Annotated in this window: 20 protein-coding genes and 2 tRNA genes; 11 read left to right on the top strand and 11 right to left on the bottom strand. The window is 56.9% G+C overall.

Going from position 1 to position 19,757, the window contains the following annotated elements; translation table 11 throughout:
* Positions 1 to 15: 15 nt before the first annotated feature.
* Positions 16 to 966: a malate dehydrogenase gene (locus tag MHX61_RS02870; RefSeq protein WP_239192333.1), complete on the bottom strand. Its 951-nt coding sequence runs from the start codon at positions 964 to 966 to the stop codon at positions 16 to 18.
* A 333-nt stretch (positions 967 to 1,299) separates the two neighbouring features.
* Here MHX61_RS02870 and MHX61_RS02865 point away from each other — a divergent pair, with 333 nt between their 5' ends.
* On the top strand, positions 1,300 to 2,064 hold the full coding sequence (locus MHX61_RS02865) for a TetR/AcrR family transcriptional regulator (RefSeq protein WP_204611162.1): 765 nt from the start codon (positions 1,300 to 1,302) through the stop codon (positions 2,062 to 2,064).
* A gap of 10 nt (positions 2,065 to 2,074) precedes the next feature.
* Here the strand turns inward: MHX61_RS02865 and clpX are convergent, their stop codons facing one another.
* Positions 2,075 to 3,370 carry an ATP-dependent Clp protease ATP-binding subunit ClpX gene (gene clpX / locus MHX61_RS02860; RefSeq protein ID WP_204611160.1) on the bottom strand — a complete coding sequence of 432 codons (1,296 nt, stop codon included), beginning with the start codon at positions 3,368 to 3,370 and terminating at the stop codon, positions 2,075 to 2,077.
* 227 nt (positions 3,371 to 3,597) lie between these two features.
* Here clpX and fabG point away from each other — a divergent pair, with 227 nt between their 5' ends.
* Complete coding sequence (fabG, locus tag MHX61_RS02855) at positions 3,598 to 4,365, top strand: 3-oxoacyl-ACP reductase FabG (protein ID WP_239192330.1); 768 nt, start codon at positions 3,598 to 3,600, stop codon at positions 4,363 to 4,365.
* Positions 4,366 to 4,464: 99 nt separating this feature from the next.
* Here the strand turns inward: fabG and MHX61_RS02850 are convergent, their stop codons facing one another.
* From MHX61_RS02850 to MHX61_RS02825, 6 genes are all read right to left on the bottom strand, one after another.
* Positions 4,465 to 4,719 carry a hypothetical protein gene (locus MHX61_RS02850; protein WP_005324057.1) on the bottom strand — a complete coding sequence of 85 codons (255 nt, stop codon included), beginning with the start codon at positions 4,717 to 4,719 and terminating at the stop codon, positions 4,465 to 4,467.
* 163 nt (positions 4,720 to 4,882) lie between these two features.
* Positions 4,883 to 5,173, bottom strand: a complete 291-nt coding sequence (locus MHX61_RS02845) for a hypothetical protein (protein ID WP_005324056.1) — start codon at positions 5,171 to 5,173, stop codon at positions 4,883 to 4,885.
* Positions 5,174 to 5,176: 3 nt separating this feature from the next.
* Positions 5,177 to 6,475: an inorganic phosphate transporter gene (locus MHX61_RS02840; RefSeq protein ID WP_239192327.1), complete on the bottom strand. Its 1,299-nt coding sequence runs from the start codon at positions 6,473 to 6,475 to the stop codon at positions 5,177 to 5,179.
* Positions 6,476 to 6,793: 318 nt separating this feature from the next.
* A complete protein-coding gene (locus tag MHX61_RS02835) occupies positions 6,794 to 8,296 on the bottom strand; it encodes a peptide MFS transporter (protein ID WP_239192324.1) in 1,503 nt (500 codons plus the stop codon).
* 236 nt (positions 8,297 to 8,532) lie between these two features.
* Entirely contained in the window at positions 8,533 to 9,156 is a 624-nt protein-coding gene (locus MHX61_RS02830) for an ATP-dependent Clp protease proteolytic subunit (protein ID WP_005324052.1), read from the bottom strand.
* Positions 9,157 to 9,176: 20 nt separating this feature from the next.
* Positions 9,177 to 9,776, bottom strand: a complete 600-nt coding sequence (locus MHX61_RS02825; RefSeq protein WP_005324051.1) for an ATP-dependent Clp protease proteolytic subunit — start codon at positions 9,774 to 9,776, stop codon at positions 9,177 to 9,179.
* A 138-nt stretch (positions 9,777 to 9,914) separates the two neighbouring features.
* On the opposite strand from MHX61_RS02825, the gene MHX61_RS11350 reads away from it, so the two are divergent.
* The 6 genes from MHX61_RS11350 to MHX61_RS02785 all read left to right on the top strand — a co-directional run bounded on the left by MHX61_RS11350 (position 9,915) and on the right by MHX61_RS02785 (position 15,379).
* Entirely contained in the window at positions 9,915 to 10,595 is a 681-nt protein-coding gene (locus MHX61_RS11350) for a metal-dependent transcriptional regulator (protein WP_304504364.1), read from the top strand.
* 115 nt (positions 10,596 to 10,710) lie between these two features.
* Positions 10,711 to 11,178, top strand: coding sequence for a class Ib ribonucleoside-diphosphate reductase assembly flavoprotein NrdI (gene nrdI, locus MHX61_RS02805; protein ID WP_005324049.1), 468 nt, complete (start codon positions 10,711 to 10,713; stop codon positions 11,176 to 11,178).
* 50 nt (positions 11,179 to 11,228) lie between these two features.
* Positions 11,229 to 13,424, top strand: coding sequence for a class 1b ribonucleoside-diphosphate reductase subunit alpha (gene nrdE, locus MHX61_RS02800; protein WP_239192321.1), 2,196 nt, complete (start codon positions 11,229 to 11,231; stop codon positions 13,422 to 13,424).
* Positions 13,425 to 13,476: 52 nt separating this feature from the next.
* A complete protein-coding gene (gene nrdF, locus MHX61_RS02795; RefSeq protein WP_023020918.1) occupies positions 13,477 to 14,502 on the top strand; it encodes a class 1b ribonucleoside-diphosphate reductase subunit beta in 1,026 nt (341 codons plus the stop codon).
* A gap of 85 nt (positions 14,503 to 14,587) precedes the next feature.
* Complete coding sequence (locus MHX61_RS02790) at positions 14,588 to 14,758, top strand: hypothetical protein (protein ID WP_239192318.1); 171 nt, start codon at positions 14,588 to 14,590, stop codon at positions 14,756 to 14,758.
* 39 nt (positions 14,759 to 14,797) lie between these two features.
* Positions 14,798 to 15,379 (top strand): NADPH-dependent FMN reductase, encoded by a 582-nt coding sequence (locus MHX61_RS02785; protein WP_005324045.1) that lies wholly within the window; start codon positions 14,798 to 14,800, stop codon positions 15,377 to 15,379.
* A gap of 173 nt (positions 15,380 to 15,552) precedes the next feature.
* Here MHX61_RS02785 and tig read toward each other — a convergent pair whose 3' ends face one another.
* The 3 genes from tig to MHX61_RS02770 form a co-directional block, all read right to left on the bottom strand.
* Positions 15,553 to 16,911 carry a trigger factor gene (tig, locus tag MHX61_RS02780; protein WP_005324044.1) on the bottom strand — a complete coding sequence of 453 codons (1,359 nt, stop codon included), beginning with the start codon at positions 16,909 to 16,911 and terminating at the stop codon, positions 15,553 to 15,555.
* A 90-nt stretch (positions 16,912 to 17,001) separates the two neighbouring features.
* Positions 17,002 to 17,075: transfer RNA gene (locus MHX61_RS02775), tRNA-Pro, on the bottom strand.
* A 134-nt stretch (positions 17,076 to 17,209) separates the two neighbouring features.
* The gene (locus tag MHX61_RS02770; RefSeq protein WP_204611145.1) at positions 17,210 to 18,034 is read right to left on the bottom strand and encodes a DUF1542 domain-containing protein; all 825 of its coding nucleotides are present in this window, start codon (positions 18,032 to 18,034) and stop codon (positions 17,210 to 17,212) included.
* Positions 18,035 to 18,155: 121 nt separating this feature from the next.
* Between MHX61_RS02770 and MHX61_RS02765 the strand changes: the two genes are divergently transcribed.
* From MHX61_RS02765 to MHX61_RS02755, 3 genes are all read left to right on the top strand, one after another.
* Positions 18,156 to 18,230, top strand: a tRNA-Gly gene (locus MHX61_RS02765).
* A 118-nt stretch (positions 18,231 to 18,348) separates the two neighbouring features.
* Entirely contained in the window at positions 18,349 to 19,041 is a 693-nt protein-coding gene (locus tag MHX61_RS02760; RefSeq protein WP_239192314.1) for a nitroreductase, read from the top strand.
* A 68-nt stretch (positions 19,042 to 19,109) separates the two neighbouring features.
* On the top strand, positions 19,110 to 19,742 hold the full coding sequence (locus MHX61_RS02755; RefSeq protein ID WP_239192311.1) for a hypothetical protein: 633 nt from the start codon (positions 19,110 to 19,112) through the stop codon (positions 19,740 to 19,742).
* Positions 19,743 to 19,757: the final 15 nt, after the last annotated feature.

Raw genomic sequence — 19,757 nt, 5'->3', positions numbered from 1 at the left:
CGCACCGAGCAGGTTCTAGAGCAGGTCCGCCACGGCCTTGCGCTCCTCGCGCAGCTCGGCCACAGAGGCCTCGATGCGCTCTTTTTGGAACTCGCTAAGCTCCAGTCCCTGCACAATCTCCCACTGGCCGTTGCGGCTGACCGTGGGGAATCCGCAAATAAGGCCCTTGTCGACGCCGTAGGATCCGTCCGATGGCACCGCCGCAGTGCGCCAGTCCTCGGTGCCATGAATCCAGTCATGCATGTGGTCCACGGCTGCCGACGCCGCCGAAGCGGCCGAGGAGCTGCCGCGTACCTCAATAATCTCCGCACCGCGCTTGGCCACCTTGGGGATCATTTCCTCGCGGTACCATTCCTGGTCCACCTCCGCGTTGGAGTAGGTGATATCCGGGAACTGGCTGGCGGAGTGGTTGCCCCAGACCGCCACTTTGGTGAAATCGGTGGTGGACTTGCCCGTCTTTAGCGCGAGCTGGCTCAGGGTGCGGTTGTGGTCCAGGCGCATGAGGGCAGTGAACTGGGAATCATCCAAATCGGGAGCATTATTCGCCGCGATGCGGGCATTGGTATTAGCCGGGTTGCCCACCACGAGCACACGGACATCGCGCGCGGCGTAGTCATTGATGGCCTTGCCTTGCTTGGTGAAGATGGCGCCATTAGCCTCCAGCAGGTCGGCGCGCTCCATTCCCTTACTGCGCGGGCGAGCGCCGACAAGGAAGGCGGCCGAGGTGTTTTCAAAGGCTTCCTTAAGACCATCAGTAACCGTAATGGAGTTAACCAACGGCAGGGCGGAGTCGTTGAGCTCCATGGCTACGCCTTGGGCCTTATCCACCGCAGCGGGAATTTCCAGCAATGCTAGGTCTACCGGGGTGTCTTTTCCGTACACATCGCCGGCAGCGATGCGCCACAGCAGCGAATACGCGATGTTGCCGGCGGCGCCGGTGACAGTGATCTTGACGGGCTGAGTCATGATGTAAAAGCCTCCTCAATCAGGGCTGCGACAATGTAATTCATCCCCGAGCTTAGCCCCACCGCCAGCCTCCGCGCTGTGAATCTGGCCCCCTCTTTTGGAGGGAAAATCTAGGGCACTTGCGTTAAATTACCCCCATTCACCTCCAAATTAGCGCCCCCAATGGGCCAGATACTCCCGCACGGGGTGATTAATCGGGCATGATAGGAAAAGGAAATGCGGGACACTCCCCCACGCTGCACACCCAGAATGCAGAGGGATTGCCAACTCCCGCACTATTAGACATCAGTTCACCGCGCCACCGCCGCGCCGCAAGGATTAAGGACTTACGCAATGAGCACTGAGAATACTGACCCACTGCAGGCTGCAGACCAGGCGGATTCTCCTCACGCTGCCCACGCGGAATCCGTCAGCATTGACTCCGTGGTGGACGTTGCGATCAAGCAGTTTTCCCGTTTTGGCTTTACAGAAACCAAGCTAGAGACCATCGCCCAAGAATCCGGCATGTCCAAGCGCATGATTCATTACCACTTTGGCGATAAGAAGGGCTTGTACCTGCGTGCGCTGAGCACCGCCGCGCAGCGCCTTAATCCACCTGAGGATGCCCTGGAAATCGATACCGCAGTTCCGGTCGAAGGCGTGCGCAAGTTGGTGGATTGGCTCTTCCGCGAGCGCGTAGCCAACCCGGAGGCCATTCGCATGCTGGTATGGGAAACTAACCAGCAGATTGTGGACCCGGCACAGCAGGCTATTGCCGACGTCGCCGGGGTAGCCCTCCACCTTGACCGCCTGCTGCTCTTGGGCCAAGACGCCGGCGCCTTCCGCCCCGGCATTTCCGCCAATGACATCTTCACCCTGATTTCCTCGTTGACGGTTTACCGCGTGACAAACCAGGTGATGGTGGAAAACATGCTGGGCGTGAACTTCAATACCCAAGAAAATATCGACGGCATGCATAGGCTCACCGTCGATGCTGTGCTGGCGTTTTTGACCGCCAATATTCCGGACTCAGGCCACGAGTCCTACCTCACCTCGTCCTCGTTCGATACCAAGGAAGGCGACGAGGCCTCCCCGCAGGATATCTACAACGAGGAGTAATAGCGCCGGCTTAAGCGGATTCCTTTGCCTCATCCTTATAGCTAAACTGCGGCTCCGCTCCCTCGGTCACGCACTCCGACGTGATGTGTACCGTGGCAATATCCTCGCGGTCTGGCAGGTCGTACATGACTGGGACCAAAAGCTCTTCCATGATGGCGCGCAGGCCACGCGCACCCGTCTTGCGCTCCAAGGCGAGCTCCGCGATGGCATCCAATGCCGCTGGCTCGATGTCCAATTCGCAGTCATCCATCTCAAAGAGGCGGCTGTACTGCTTAACCAGGGAGTTCTTGGGCTCGGTGAGCACCTTGACCAAAGATTCACGGTCCAGGTTATCCACCGTGGCCACGACCGGCAGGCGGCCGATGAACTCTGGAATAAGACCGAACTTCACTAGGTCCTCAGGCCGTACCTGGGAGAAGAGATCGACCTTTTCGCGCTCGTCCTTGGTATCCAGGTTGGCTCCAAAACCCACGCCCTTCTTGCCCACGCGATCCGCAATGACCTGATCCAGGCCCGCGAATGCGCCGGCCACGATGAACAAAATATTGGAGGTATCCAGCTGGATAAACTCCTGATTCGGGTGCTTGCGGCCGCCTTGCGGCGGGATGGCCGCCACGGTGCCTTCCAGGATCTTCAGCAGCGCCTGCTGCACGCCCTCACCGGAGACGTCGCGGGTAATGGACGGGTTCTCCGACTTACGGGAAATCTTGTCCACCTCATCGACGTAGATGATGCCGCGCTGGGCACGCTCCACGTCAAAGTCCGCGGCCTGCAGCAGCTTCAGGAGGATATTTTCCACGTCTTCGCCTACGTAGCCGGCCTCGGTGAGGCTGGTGGCATCGGCAATGGCAAAGGGGACATCGAGAAGCCGGGCCAAGGTCTGCGCCAGGTAGGTCTTACCGGAACCGGTGGGGCCCAGCATCAAGATATTGGACTTAGAGATCTCCACCTCATCGCCCTCGGCCTTCTTGCGGCGGGCCTCCAACGCGGCCGACTCTTCGGCCTTGATGCGCTTGTAGTGGTTATAGACCGCCACAGACAGCACACGCTTGGCCTTGTCTTGGCCAATGACATATTTGTCTAGGAAGGCGGAAATCTGCGAGGGTCGAGGCAGGCGCACCTCTGCATCAGAGGATTCTTGCGCCTGCTCTTGGCCCAGTTCCTCTTCGATGATCTCATTGCATAGCTCGATGCACTCGTCGCAGATGTAGACACCGCCGCCGGCGATGAGCTTTTTCACCTGCTTCTGACTCTTGCCACAAAAGGAACACTTGAGCAGGTCAGCGCTTTCTTGCATACGTGCCATTAAGTTCTTTCACACTCGCTTTTCGTACCGCTATTCACAGTTGGAAGGATGATTCTACCCTTCCGAGCGGCTTAATCTTCATCTGTTTCTACCTTAGTAAATCAACCCGACAGGCCCTTCATTCATTCCCTCCCGCGTGGCGAATTTCCCAGGCCTTTCCTGCTCTTGCGGCCTAAACTAGAAGGTGAAATCACCCTCATCCCACCCCTTTTAGGAACAGGAGCATCATGTTCGATCTCACAGGCCGGGTAGCCGTTGTCACCGGCGGCGCCTCCGGCATTGGCCGCGGCATTGTCGCCGCGCTGCGAGAGGCCGGCGCCACCGTTGTCATCGCCGATATCGACCTAGACCACGCCACCGCTACCGCTAAGGAGTTGGGTGCCAGCGCCATTCGCGTGGACGTCACCGACCGCACTTCGGTTAAGGACATGTACCGCCAGGTCACTGCCGAGCACGGCGGCTTCGACATTGTGTGCTCCAATGCTGGCGTCTTTCCCAACTGCCCGCTGGCAGAGATGACCGATGATAAGTGGGAGGCGATGTTTGCCATCAACACCCACGGCACTTTCAAGGTGGTCCAAGAGGCGCTCCCCTACCTCAAGCAACGCCGCTATGGACGAATCGTCATCACCACATCTATCACCGGCTCGCACACGGGCTTTCCCGGTTGGGCCCACTACGGCGCTTCCAAGGCCGCGCAACAAGGCTTTATGCGTTCGGCCGCGCTCGAAGTGGCCCGCGATGGCATCACCATCAACGGCGTTCTCCCAGGCAATATCCTCACCGAGGGCCTCGAGGCCCAAGGCCAGGAGTACCTCGATCAAATGACGCGCTCGGTACCGCTGCACCGCCTGGGCACCCCACGCGATATTGGCAACGCAGCGGCCTTCCTGGCTTCGGAAGAGGCAGGCTATATCACCGGCCAAACCCTTATTATCGATGGTGGCCAGCTCCTGCCCGAAACCCCTGAGGCCATCCTGCCGCCGCGCGATTAGCCGCGCTTACCGACGCCCCCGTGTGCCCCACGCAGCACAAAGCCCCCTGCTACACAGTGTGCGGCAAGGGGCCTCGTGGGGATTTCATTCAGGTGCTGCTTACTGCAGCCAATCGAAGTCGAGCAGGAAAAGTTCTGCATCGAGCATCTCGTGTTCATCCGGAGCATGACCGGTGACGGTTTCTAGTGCCTCTGCTACGTCCTTGGTAGTAGCAGGGGTCTTATCAGCGTCAAGCAGGGTTTCTGCCACCAAAGCGCGAACCGGAGCTTCTGAAACGGTGTCCAAGCCGGTTCCAGTGGTGGAGCCCTTGAACGCATCAGCGATGCCGTCCATCAAAGTACGCATCTTGTTCATTTCTCACACCTCCATGTGGCTTTCTCTCTGTTTGATAGAGAAGAATATACGCGGCACACTTCCACTAAGCAACCCCTAGGTCGCTTAAAGTTAACCTTTTGTTAACTTTAGAAAAGTGTGCTGCGCATCACACGGAAGGTTTACCCTCGGGCAGGAGGATTCTTTATAGGTCACCGAACGGCGTAAAGCCGAAGTAGTGGTCCAGCGTATCGCGAGCAATCCACATGATGGCCACGAGAATGACTACGGCCAACACCGCATAGACGGTCCAGCCCAGTACCTTCATCTGCGTACTTGCCGGAGTATCGCCCACGACAACGCCGTTGTCGTCACGAATTGGGTCACCGGTCATGCACCGCATGCCCAGAGAGAACAGGAGCGGAATGCCAGCGCCGAAGACCAGCGCCAAGCCTGCAACGTGAATGAGGGACTGGAAGATTTCTGCAGCAGTCATGGTTTAGCGCTCCTCTTGAGCAGTAGACGGCGCGGAGGCATCCTCCGCCTTGGTTGCGGACACTGGTGCGGCGCCGGCAGCAACTGGCTCCTTGCGGTCAGAGCCCGCACCCATGGAGGAATCCACGGACTCGGAGTTTGGATCCCAGTCGTTGTTGACGTTGGAAGCATCCACCGGGTTCATGCGGGAGCGGATAACGATGAGTGCGGCCATTGCCAGCAGCAAGACGAAGTCCACGATGGCGCCGGTTGCTACGTTGGTAAAGGAGGAGACGCCGTGTGCCAACCACCAGGTAGCAAAGCCCACGAACGCAGCGCACGGCAAGGTGATGAGCCATGCGGACACCATGCGCATGGCCACACCCCAGCGAACCTCAGCACCGCGACGGCCCAGGCCGGTACCCAAAATGGAACCGGTGGACACGTGGGTAGTGGACAGCGCCATACCACCGGTAGCAGAAGTCAAGATGATCGCTGCGGAGGTAGCTTCAGCAGCCATACCCTGCGGGGACTCAATCTCCACCAGACCCTTGCCCAGGGTGCGGATAACGCGCCAGCCGCCGGACAAAGTGCCGGCCGCGATAGCCACAGCACAAGAAACGATAACCCAGGTAGGAATGCGGGCGTCAGCAACCGCATGCCCAGAAGCAACCAATGCCAGGAAGATAACACCCATGGTCTTCTGCGCATCGCCAGCGCCGTGCGCCAGGGACACCAAGCAAGCGGTAACAATCTGACCGTGGCGGAAGTGCTCGTTCTTCGCCTTATTCGGGATGGTGTTGGTAACCCAGTAGATAAGGAACGTGGCACACGCCGAAACCAGCGCCGCGATAATCGGCGAGGCAACGGCCGGGATAATAATCTTGCCGGCAATGGAAGACCACTCCACGCCAGTCGAGCCCATCGCAGCGAAGGCGGCACCAATAAGGCCACCGAACAAGGCGTGGGAGGAACTGGACGGCATACCCAGCAACCAGGTGAACAGGTTCCAGATGATGCCGCCGATAAGGCCGGTGAAGACGACCATCAAAAGCGCCTGGCCATCGGTGTCAGCGGCGGCGCCAGACAGGTCGTAGGAATCAAGGTTAACGATGCCCTTTGCCACGGTCGCAGCAACGTTGACCGAAAGGAAAGCACCGACAAGGTTGAGGACTGCGGAGATTGCCACCGCAGTAAAAGGCTTCAAAGCACCGGTGGCAATGGACGTAGCCATCGCGTTGGCAGTGTCATGAAATCCGTTCGTAAAGTCAAAGGCAAGGGCGGTTACCACCACAATGCCGAGGATAATCAGAGTCGCTGTCACAGCGTTGGCCCCTTGGAAAGAAAACAGATGAACACGGTACGCATCTACGGCGCCTTCACGCGTCGCGGACGAATGCAGAATACTCCTGCGCGAAACTACAGACAATTGCTTTTCTTTAATGTTTTCTTTGGTCAACCTTTAATTAACCTACCCGAGGGCAGAATTGTCGCCTTGAAAGCTCAGAATAGATAGATTTTCCCAGCTCATACCGAGCAATCCCCTCAGCCCGACCGGTCAGCCCAAGTGATGAAAACCACTAAGGGAGGTATACCACCATGGAGCCGGTATACCTCCCATTCAAGGGCGCTTTTGAACCTCCTAACGGAAGGTGGAAAATTTCTTTACCACCCAGCGGCTGAGAACAAGCAGAATGCCGCCCAGCACGATGGACGCAACGCCAAGGGAGATAAAGAAGGTGTTTTCCGCGCCCGCATCGTCTGGGGTATAAAAGCCAGCCAAGGAACCAGCCAGCGACGTACCCATAGCGACCGCCATCATCCATACCGCCATCATACGGGACGGGAACGCTACCGGCGCCACCTTGGTAGCTAGGGCATTGCCCACCGGCGATAGGAGAAGCTCCGCCATGGTGAAAAGGAAGAGGATGAAGATGATGGCATACATCGGAGTGGAGTTCGCTTCCCCGCCCGAGAAAGGAAGGAAGAAGAACAGGGAGATGCCGATGACGATATTGGCAACACCAAACTTCACCGGGGTGGACCACTGCCTATCTCCTAGCTTCGTCCACATCGTCGCAAAGACTGCAGAGAAAATAACAATAAAAATCGGATTAATGGACTGCACCAGTGATGGAGGGATTTCCCAACCAAACATGTGACGGTCCAAGCGCACATCCGAATAAATCGTCATCACGGTGAACTGCTGCTGGAAGATGCCGAAGAACAACACGCCGGAAACGAACATCGGGATGAAGCCGAGCAGGCGGTTCTTTTCCTCGCGGGTCACCAGCTTCGAGGTATACATCTGAACCCACAGATAAATTGCAGCTACAAGAGCCACCGCGGTAACAATATTGGACAACCAATCAACCTGAATGGCTCCGGTAGCCAATGCTCCCACCATGACCACGACAACGGCAGCAACTGCCACCACGCCCATAAGTAGCTGCTTGGGGCTAGCCGGGTTTGGTACCTCGTGTCCCGCGTCCTTAATTGTGGTCTTGCGCATTACGGAGTACTGAATCAGGCCGAGCGCCATGCCAATCGCCGCGATACCGAAGCCCCAGTGGAAACCCTGCCAGCCCCACAGGGCAGTGGTGAGCAGTGGACCAACGAGAGCGCCGATATTAACGCCCATATAAAAGATGGAGAAGCCACCATCGCGGCGCGGATCATCGCGACTGTACATGGCACCAAGCACGACCTGCGCGGTGGTCTTAACACCGCCGGAGCCGATGGCGATAAGGACGAGGCCAATGGCCAAACCAGTTATTGCGGGAATAAACGCCAAAGCAATGTGGCCAAGCATCACCATGCTGGCCGAGTAAAACAGTGTGCGTTCTGCACCCAAGACTCGGTCAGCAACAAGAGAAGCCAACAAGCAGGCCATGTAGACCAAGCCACCGTAGGCTCCCACGATAGACGTTGCGTCCGCCCGGTCTAGGCCGAGGCCACCATCGGTAGTGGCGTAATACATGTACAGCAAGACAAGGGCTTGCATGCCATAGAAGCTAAAGCGCTCCCACATTTCCACGCCGAAGAGGTTGGCCAATCCCCAAGGGTGCCCAAAGAATGTGCGTTCGCCGCTCTGCGGCGTGGGCGCAGCGGCCTGAGCTGCCGCGTCGGATGTGTGTTTCTCCATAAAAATATATGACCACTTAGAGGTCTAAATCACAAATCGACCATTATAGGTTTAGTGTCGCACGATAGAAATTAACCTAACGACCTGCAGATATTGCGCAGAGAGACTTACCCCATTCGGGTGCAGCAAGAATTACCGGGCATTGCCCCTTCCCTGCCCCACAATGCTGAAAGCCCCTGCCTCACAACCGGAACTCGGTTGAGCGGCAGGGGCTACCTAGAATGAGTTATTCCAAATTAAGCGTTGAGCTTGCGGTAATCAAAGACCGTATCGATGATGCCGTATTCAACGGCTTCCTGAGCGGTCAGAATCTTATCGCGATCCGTATCAATGCGGATCTGCTCAGCGGTACGACCGGTGTGCTCAGACAGGGTGGTTTCCATCAGCTTGCGCATGCGCTCAATCTCGGCGGCCTGGATCTCTAGATCAGAAACCTGACCCTGAGTACCCTGAGTTGCCGGCTGGTGAATGAGCACGCGGGAGTTCGGCAAAGCTGCACGCTTGCCCGGAGCACCGGCGGCAAGCAGCACAGCTGCCGCCGAAGCGGCCTGGCCCAAGCACACGGTCTGCACGTCCGGGCGGACGTAGCGCATGGTGTCATAGATGGCCATCAGCGCGGTAAAGGAGCCGCCCGGGGAGTTGATGTACATCGTGATATCGCGGTCTGGGTCCTGGGACTCCAGGACCAGCAGCTGCGCCATGATGTCGTTAGCGGAGGTGTCATCGACCTGGGTACCCAGGAAGATGATGCGCTCCTCAAACAGCTTGGAGTACGGGTTGGTTTCCTTAGTGCCCTGTGCGGACTGCTCAATGAAGGACGGCAGAACGTAGCGGGAACTTGGCATCTGGGACTGATTCATAGTGATTTTCTCCTTATTCCCTAGTTGCTCAGCGGGCCGTTGACGGACTCAATGACGTGGTCAACAATGCCGTAGTCCTTGGCCTGCTGTGCGGTCATCCAACGGTCACGGTCGGAGTCCTTGGTGATCTGCTCAAAGGTCTGGCCGGTGTGCTCGGCAATGAGCTCCGCCATCTCCCGCTTGGTCTGAGCAAATTGCTCAGCCTGGATGGCGATGTCCGCAGCGGTACCACCGACACCAGCGGAAGGCTGGTGCATCATAATGCGCGCGTGCGGCAGAGCGTAGCGCTTGCCCTTGGTGCCGCCGGAAAGCAGGAACTGACCCATGGAGGCAGCCAGGCCCATGCCGTACGTGGCAATATCGCACGGCGAGTACTTCATGGTGTCATAAATAGCCATGCCCGCAGTGACAGAGCCACCCGGGGAGTTGATGTAGAGCGAAATGTCGCGAGTGGGGTCCTCGGCGGACAGCAGGAGGATCTGGGCGCACAGCTTGTTCGCAATCTCATCATCGACCTGGGTTCCCAGGAAGATAATGCGCTCGCGCAACAGGCGCTCGTACACGCTATCGCTCAGATTCATACCCGTAGACGACGAGTTCATTGAAATCTTCTCAGACATTAGTGGTTCTCCTTCAAGTGAAGAATGCTTTAACTGGCCCCACCTTACCGGCATTCCTCTCAAACTTGGCCTCTGTTCGCTATGAGCGTTGGGCCACAGCGCCAAAGGCGCACACGGAAGCTGGGTTAACATTTACTCATGTCTGTTTCCGAGCTGTCCACCAGTACCCAGAACTATTTGAAAGCTATCTGGGGGCTAAAGGAATGGTCATCCGAGCCCGTTACCGCCACACTTATAGCGAAACAGCTGGGACTCAAGCTCTCCTCGGTTTCCGATGCAGTGCGCAAAATGGCGAAGCAAGGGCTCGTGTCACACACGCCCTATGGCTCTGTGGAGTTAACCGAACTTGGCAGGCAGTACGCATTGGCCATGGTGCGCCGTCACCGATTGCTTGAGTCTTTTTTGGTTCAAGCATTGGGCTACACCTGGGACGAAGTCCATAATGAAGCCGAAAATCTCGAACACGCGGTGTCTGACATGCTCATAGAACGTGTGGATAAGTTCCTTGATTACCCCACTAGGGATCCGCACGGCGATCCTATCCCTACGGTTGATGGACAGATCACCATCCCCAGTGCGCATCGCCTCACCGACAGCGGTGCACAATCGCAGGTGACCGTGGAACGCATTTCTGATTCCGACCCACAACTGCTGAAGTTCCTTGAAGAGCGCGGCATTGTCACTGGGGCTGTTCTTAGCACGCGCGAGGGAGCGTCCTTTTCAGATTCTCTCGAAATACAGGTGGCCGGCGGCACTCAGTGGGTAGTACTTGGACGCCCAGCTACCGACGCAGTGTTTGTAGCACACCACAACCTTTAGACATTCCCCTTTGCATTAATCCTGCTCTCACCTGCCCTTTTCAAAACTACGTTAGACCGTAGTTGCAACTACGGCATTGCGTAGTTAGTCTTTTCGAATATCACCTACCCCACTTATGGCTAAGGCCAGGATGAGCAGGATTGCCATGTCAGACTCACCAGATTTGGTGTACTTTTCCAGCGTTTCAGAGAACACGAAAAGATTCGTCGAACGCTTAGATAGACCCGCGGTGCGCATTCCACTGCGCCCCAAGAAAACCGGGATGATCCAGGTTTCACACCCGTACGTACTCATCGTTCCCACCTACGGCGGCGGCTCGCTCAAACGCGCAGTCCCCAAACAGGTCATCGACTTCCTCAATGACCCAATCAACCGCTCCTTTATCCGGGGCGTTATTACCTCAGGGAATACCAACTTCGGAAGTGCTTACTGCGTCGCCGGACGCATCATTTCCGCCAAGTGCCACGTACCGGAGCTGTATCACTTCGAGCTTCTCGGCACCCAGAAGGACATCGCCGCCGTAAAGCAGGGCCTTCAGAAGTTTTGGGAGCAGCAAAAGCAGCTAACGATGACACCCCATTAATCCCCCACAAGATGAAGAACACATCCGCATCACACAGATTGGAAAACACAATGTGGCCTCTTGATGCCACCCCCACACAGACTATTGGCGCTACGCCCCGCACCGCTTCAGCAGACAATGCCGGCGGTGTCGGCAAGCGCAAGAGCTACCACGCACTCAACGCGCAGCTGAACTTGTTCGACGCTTCTGGAAAAATCCAGTTTGACAAGGACATTCAGGCAGCACAAGACTATGTCACGCACCATGTCGCTCCCCGCATGCATCAGTTCGATTCCACCAAGCAACGCTTGGAATGGTTGGTTGATAACGAGTACTACGAGCGGGATTTCCTTGAGCTTTATGATGACGCCTTTCTGTGCGCCATGTACGACAGAGCACATCGAGTTAAGCATCAGTTCCGCACCTTCCTCGGCGCATTTAAGTTCTTCACTTCATATGCACTGAAAACCTTTGATGGCTCCCGATTCCTAGAAGGCTACGAAGAACGCGTCGCCACCACAGCTTTATACCTTGCACAGGGCGACGAAGAGCTCGCAGAAAAGCTGGTGGATGACATCATGACCGGACGCTTCCAGCCCGCCACCCCTACTTTTCTCAACGCAGGCAAAGCCCAGCGCGGCGAAATGGTCTCCTGCTTCCTCCTGCGAATCGAAGACAATTTGGAGAGCATTGGCCGCTGCGTGAACTCTGCACTGCAACTATCAAAGCGCGGTGGTGGAGTGGCCCTGTTGCTGAGCAATCTGCGCGAATCCGGAGCCCCGATCAAAAAGATTGAGAACCAGGCTTCCGGCGTAGTCCCAGTCATGAAGATTCTCGAAGATAGCTTCAGCTATGCCAACCAATTGGGCTCCCGGCAGGGCGCTGGAGCCGTCTACCTGCATGCGCACCATCCAGATATTCTTCGCTTCCTGGATACCAAGCGGGAAAATGCCGATGAGAAAGTCCGCATCAAGACTCTTTCGCTGGGGGTTGTTATTCCAGATATAACCTTCCGTCTGGCCAAAGAGAACAAGGATATGCATCTTTTTAGCCCGTATGACATCGCTCGCGAGTACGGCGTAGCCATGTCTGACATGTCCATCACCGAGTACTACGACGAGCTGGTTGCCAATCCGCGAATCTCTCACACGACCATTAAGGCCCGCGAGTTTTTCACCACGCTGGCTGAGCTTCAGTTTGAATCCGGATACCCCTACATCCTCTTTGAGGATACGGTCAACCGCGCTAATCCCCTCAAAGGACATATCAATATGTCCAACCTGTGTAGCGAAATCCTCCAGGTCAACACGCCATCGACCTACGGAGCTTCGGGTGACTACACCACCGTTGGCCAGGATATTTCCTGCAATCTAGGTTCGCTCAACATTGCGAAGGCTTTTGAATCGCCGGACTTCGGGGAGACCGTCGAAACCGCAGTGCGTGCCCTCACGAAGGTTTCAGACCTGACGAATATCGAAGCTGTTCCCTCCATCGCTCACGGAAATGCTTCCATGCATGCCATTGGTCTGGGCCAAATGAATCTCCACGGCTTCCTTGCTTCACAGCGTATTCCTTATGGCTGCGCCGAGGCACTGGACTTTACAAATATCTATTTCCTCACGGTGACCTACCATGCGCTCCGCGCATCCCATGCACTCGCGGTTGAAAAAGGTCAACGATTCACAGGCTTCGAAGAATCCACCTATGCCACTGGCGCCTACTTTGACAAATACATCGACCAAGACTGGGCGCCAGCCACTGAACACGTAAAACAGCTCTTCCACGAAGCAGGCGTGCAGATCCCTCAACGCGAGGATTGGCTACGGCTCAAGACTCAAGTGATGCAAGACGGCATCTACAACGCCTACTTGCAGGCAGTTCCACCCACTGGATCAATTTCCTACATCAATGACTCCACCGCGTCCATCCACCCAATTGCCTCCAAAATTGAAATACGCAAGGAAGGCCGCTTGGGGCGCGTGTACTACCCCGCGCCGGAAATGACCAACGACAACCTGGAGTATTTCGATGACTCCTACGCCGTGGGATACGAAAAAATCATCGACACCTACGCCATGGCCACCCAACACGTGGACCAAGGGCTTTCCCTGACCTTGTTCTTTACCGCTGATACCACCACGCGGGACATCAACAAGGCACAAATCTATGCCTGGAAAGCCGGAATCAAGACCCTCTACTACATCCGTTTACGCCAATCCGCGCTCCAAGGAACCGAGGTCGAAGGCTGCGTCTCCTGTGCTTTGTAGGAGCACGGTCCTCCCCCTTGTCCACAACCATTCACTCAGAAAGAAAGAAGCTATGTCGTCAACATCGAATAGTGCTGAACTAACCAGCATTTCCGTTACTCCGCCGAGCTACCGGCATGATCCTTCAGCCCGCATCCGCGCCATCAATTGGAACCGGGTGAGCGATGACAAGGATCTTGAAGTGTGGAACCGTCTAACCGCCAACTTTTGGTTGCCAGAGAAGGTCCCGCTTTCTAATGATCTCCCGGCGTGGCAGAAGATGACACCCGAGGAACGCAACCTCACCATGCGGGTGTTCACGGGACTCACCACCCTGGATACTGTCCAGGCCACCGTGGGTGAAATCTGTCAGATTCAAGATGCCCGCACCGAACACGAGGAGGCCGTGTATACCAACATCGCCTTCATGCAGTCAGTCCATGCCCGTTCATACTCTTCAGTGTTTTCTACCCTGAGCAGTACAAAGGAAATTGATGAAGCATACCGCTGGGCGGTGAATAACGACCTTCTCCAGGCACGCGCCAAGAAAGTTCTCGCGCACTATTTTGGGCCGGATCCACTCAAACGCAAGGTGTCATCGACGTTGCTTTCCTCGCTGCTTCTCTACGCGGGTTTCTATCTTCCCTTGCACTTTTCTGTCCACGCCACCCTGACAAATACGGCAGACATGATCCGCCTCATTCTGCGTGACAAGGCAGTGCACGGCTACTACTCGGGTTACAAATATCAGCGCGGTCTGGAATCCACGACCCCGCTACGGCAGAAGGAGATGCATGATTTCACCATTTCTTTGCTCGAAGAGCTTTATGCACTAGAGCTGGACTATTCCGGCGAGCTATATGAGCCTTTGGGACTCATGGATGATGTAGCCGTGTTCGTTCGCTATAACGCCAATAAGGCACTCATGAATTTGGGCTACCCGGATTATTTCCCGCCCGAAGAAACGGAAGTGAACCCAGAAATCCTCGCGGCCCTAGCCCCCGGAGCAGATGAGAACCATGACTTCTTCTCCGGATCTGGTTCCTCCTATGTCATTGGTACTGCTGAAGAAACGAGTGATGATGACTGGGATTTCTAAACCTTTTCCGCGACCGGACCAAGGAAGCTGGCTTGAGACCATCGCGCTGTTTGAAGCCATCCGCGAAGGAAACCAACCCGCAGCCATGCGGCTGTTGAATGCATCCGCCGCACGAGAGGCCGTCCTCGGGGGGCTTCTAGGACTCATCGAACTGTACTTCCGCCATGAAGAAGGAGACAAAGTAGATGGCTTCCTCACCGCCGCCCACGCTGCCGGCCCACCACCGGCCTTTGGCTGCAAGCCTTTTCTCCCTTGACCACGTCTCCCTACACCCAACTAAGAAAGAAGGTTTACCATGACCACCCCACGTATCAGCGTTATCGTCGGCAGCCTGCGCCGAGAGTCATTTGCCCGCAAGATTGCACACGAGGTGCTCACGATGATCCCTGAAGGCTACGAGGCAAACATCGTGGAAATCCGTGACTTGCCGCTCTATGACTTCGACTACGATGACCCCGCCGTCACGGACAAGCCCACTCCGGCTGAGTACACCACCTTTCGCGAGACCATCAAGAACTCGAGCGGGATCCTCTTCATTACGCCAGAGAACAACCGCACTATCCCTGCCTGCCTCAAAAACGCAGTGGACATCGGCTCTAAACCCAACTCAGATGTGGCGTGGAAGAACCTTCCCGCAGGTATCATTAGCCACTCTGTAGGCCGCATGGGCGGCTACAGTTCACAGAAGAACCTTCGCCTCGCTCTGTCCTACTTCGACATGCCGCTCCCTGGTCAGCCCGAAGTATTTCTGGGCCAATCCCCCACCCTTTTCGAAGAGTCCGGACATCTCAATCAACGTACCGCAGACTTTGTCAAGGATTACGTTATGCGCTTCCTGCAGTTGACCGACGAGGCCTTTAGAGCCAAGAACGGCTAGCGGTATCCCCAGCCAACACACATCACGCCCTCTTCGAAGTACTCAAAGACTCCTAGAGGGCGTTCACAATGACACAAACCCCGGATTCAGGCTCATCCTTGAGTTACCTGAATCCGGGGTTTCATGCGCGCTCGCCACCACACATGTGGCAGCAGCGCGTTACAAGCGGGAGATTACTTCTCCTCGGAAGCTTCTGCAGCGTCCTCTTCTTCGATTTCACCGAAGTACTGGTCAACGTCCACGTCGTTGCCTTCTTCATCCTTGACGGTGGTGCGGCAGATAGCGGCAGCCAGTGCCTTGCCACGGCGCACGTCAGAGAAGAGGTTAGCGATCTGGCCGTTGGACTGCAGCTGCTGGATGAACTGGTTCGGGTCCATGCCGTAGGACTGAGCGGTGAACAGGATGTGGTCGGTCAGCTCCTGCTGGGAAACTTCCGGCTCTTCCTTCTCTGCTACAGCGTCGAGGAACAGCTGGGTGCGTACGGACTCTTCTGCCTGCTCGCGAGTCTGCTTATCAAACTCTTCGCGGGAGGTGCCCTGTGCCTCAAGCAGCTGAGCCAGTGCCTTCTCATCGTGAGCCAGCTGGCCCAGGATCTGGTGCAGCTGGGAGTGAGCCTGCTCGTCAACTACGGACTGCGGCAGCTCGAATTCAACCTCGGACAGTGCGGACTTCAGAACCTCATCGCGGATCTGTGCAGCCTGCTCAGCCTTCTTAGTCTCCTCCACCTGGGTCTTGGTGGACTCACGCAGCTCGTCCATGGTGTCGAACTCAGAAGCCATCTGAGCGAACTCATCGTCCATAGCCGGCAGCTTGCGCTCCTTGGACTGCTGAACGTGGACCTTGATGGTGGCCTCTTCGTCCTTGTGCTCGCCGGACTGGATGGTGGAGGTGAACTCGTTATCCTCGCCGGTCTTCATGCCGCGCAGGGCGGTATCCAGACCCTTGATGAGGTCATCGTCACCGATGCGGTAGGAAAGGCCCTCGGTGGAAGCGTCTTCAATCTTCTCGCCGTCGATCTCAGCGGTGATGTCGATGATGGCGTAGTCACCGGTCTTCATCTTGCGCTTGGTGTCCTTGAGCTCACCGAAGCGCTCTGCCAGCTCCTCCAGAGCCTTGTCGACGTCCTCTTCGTCAGCCTTCAGGGCTGGGACGGTAACGGAGATCTTGGAGAAGTCCGGGATCTCGAACTCAGGGCGGATATCAACCTCGGCGGTGAACTCCACGAAGTCCTTGTCTTCGATCTTGGAAATGTCAACGTCCGGCTGGCCGATGACCTTCAGATCGTTTTCCTTGACTGCCTGCTCGTAGCGGGAAGGCAGCATGTCATTGACAACCTGCTCCAGGATGGGGCCGCGGCCGAAGCGTGCGTCAATAAGCTGGCGCGGTGCCTTGCCCTTACGGAAACCTGGAATAGAAACCTGCTGCGCGATTGCCGCGTAAGCTTGATCGATTTCCTGGTCCAGCTCCGCAAACGGAACGTTGACGGTGAGCTTAACGCGGGTATCGCTCAGCTTGTCTACGGTGGTCTTCACGAGTGAATCTCCCTGGCTTCATTGTTTTACGTACATAAACTTAAAGGGGGTCCGGAAATCCTTATTAGGGCATTTCCAGACCCCCATACGTCGGGGCGACAGGATTTGAACCTGCGACCCCCTGCTCCCAAAGCAGGTGCGCTACCAAACTGCGCCACGCCCCGTATGTAGGCCACCAAGTTGCCTTGGCTGCGTTGCATACCTGAGACAGTGTACCGTGTCCGTTTTAAATCTCCTAAACGGACCCCCGCTTAATGGAATCAACGCAGCACAGAGGCCACTTTTGACAGCCTAGCGGCTAGAAATCGAAATCAAACATTCCGTCAAAGAATCCGCCGCCGTCGCCGTCGCCAAGGCCATCAAATAGGCCGCCGCCGTCATCGCCGCCGCCCATATCACCGGCGTCGCCAGCATCGCCAGCGTCACCGCCCATGTCGCCAGCATCGCCCATGCCATCACCGCCACCCCAGTCGCCGCTTTCTGCGGCAGCTGCGGAATAACCAATGCCAGACATGCCGGAGAACAGGGCATTAAACATCATGGAGTAGCCCACCATCCACACGCCGGTCTGCAATGCATCAGCCCACCACGGACGCGAGTACCACCCTGCCGGAACTGGGCGCCCTGCGACGGTTCCGCCTGGGTAGTAGTTCGGGGTATCCGCGGAAGCATACGGCGAGGCAGTAATCTGCTGGCCATTCGCTTCCACCGTGCGCTTTTCCGTCACCTTGCCGGCGGCGCGCTGCCCCTCGAGCGGTGGCAGCTCGGGACCCGGATTCATGCCCATGATCTCGCGCGCGGCATTCACATAATGCATGCCTTCCAAAGCGGACTCACGCGCTAGGTTCGCCTGCTTTGCGGTGGTGGCGCGCGAAATCGCCGAGTTAGCTGCCGTGAAACGCTCGGACGCATCGGCCATTGCCTGCTGGGAGGCAGAATCTGTGCCAGAAATCTGCATTACCTGTCCGCCTAGGCGTTCAATCCACCGGCGAGCGTCAGCTTGTGCATCGGCCAATTGCTGTGCTTCTCGTTCCTCGCGGCGCTTTTGGGAGTTGTGCGAAGACATAAACCACGCGCCTCCGCCGACTGCCAGCACAAGGAGCAAAATTCCCACTACGATCATCGCTTTCTATTGGTAGGGCCATTCCTCTTATAACAACGGCTCAAGCGCCACCCTAGTTCCCTATTTTCATTTTTGCCCCCGCGTGCGCTAAAGTATGGCGCAGCGTTCAATAGCGCGCTGTGGGAATGTCGTATAGTGGCTAATACCTCAGCCTTCCAAGCTGAAGACGCGGGTTCGATTCCCGTCATTCCCTCCATTTTTCGCCCATCTTTCAGGTGGGCGATTTTTCGTTTTACCTACCCCAGACCCGCTCACCCGCGCTGGCCACGCTTGGTGTAAGGCGGACACATGCGGCGATGTGTATGGTGGCGCGCATGACTTCATCCAATAAGTATTCCGAATTCATCCGCAGTCGCCATTCTCCTCGCGCGTTCCTGCCGGAGCCCATGCCGGTAGAAGACATCAAACAGGTCTTGGAGGACGCTCAATCCGCACCGTCCAACTCCAATACCCAGCCGTGGAACGTGCACGTAGTGGGCGGAGAAGAGCTCAAGGAGCTTAGCGCCGCACTGATCAAGGAATTCGATACCAACGGCCTTAGCCCAGACTTCACCACCGATTATGGTGAGGGCATCCACCCCCAGCGTTCCCAGGAACTGGCCGCCAGAATGTACGGGCTGCTTGGCATTAAGCGCGAGGATAAAGAAGGCCGCATGGAGTTCATCCGGGAAAACCTGCGGTTCTTTGGCGCGCCCCATGCGGTGCTGCTTTTTATCCCGCCGATGGGAGACCGCATCCGCGCCGCCTTTGACCAGGGAACCTACACCGAAAACTTCCTGCTTTCCCTGGAAGCACACGGCTACCACGGCATCCCGCAGGGCATGATTTCCCTGATTGCGCCAACCGCACGTGAATTCCTCGGCGTGGACGAGGACTACAAGCTGGTTACCGCCATCACCTTTGGTACGGCCGATGAATCCAGCCCGGTCTTCAACACGGCTCCCGGCCGCGCGCCGCTCTCAGAGACCGTGACGGTGCATGGCATCGAGGGTCTTGAGCTCGACTAGAACCGCGGCGGTGATTTCTGTGGGCAAAGTTGGCCGAAGGGGGCGTCGGCAAGCCTAGAATTGAGTCCATGGATATCACTCTTGCGACCTTTGACCATGCGCCGGAAACCGCACTGCGCGGCGTTCGTTTTAAAAACACGTGGGTGCCTTCGGAAACCTATGCGGACTCCCGCCGCGGTACCCTGACCGGGCAGTACCCACAGCGCCAAGCCACCACGCGCATCAGCGAGGTTTTTGCCGGGGTGGGCTATGAGGTCCGCGAAGACACGCAACCGGCCGGTGAAGACGTCTTCCGCCTGCTAGAACAGCCCAGCCTGGAGGAACTCGACCAGGTTGAAGGCGTCATTGCCGTCTGCTCCCTGCTGGGCGGAAATGCCCCCATGTCGGTGCTATGGCCGGGCGTGGCGGAAAACGGGGAGAATAACGAGCTGGTCTCCCCTATTGACTTGGCTCCTACCCTCGCCGCCATTGCCGGGCTGGATGTGCGGCCCAATGCTCGCTTGTCCTTCGATGGGTTGAACTTGGTTCCGGTACTGCGCCATGGCGCCTCGGGGCACGCCGCGTTGTTCTTTGACAATGGCGTGCGCATGATTGATGCCGCGCTTATCGACGGCACCGCTACCCCACCCCACGAGCGCGCCCGCCTGCAAGATGAGTGGGAGACGTGGAATAAATTCATCACGCTCGGCCCGCTGCAGTAGGCAGGTAGTCTGGGG

The organism is Corynebacterium sp. ACRPF (assembly GCF_022347395.1).
Lineage (GTDB): Bacteria > Actinomycetota > Actinomycetes > Mycobacteriales > Mycobacteriaceae > Corynebacterium > Corynebacterium tuberculostearicum_D.
This window is presented reverse-complemented; position numbering and strand designations above follow the sequence as displayed.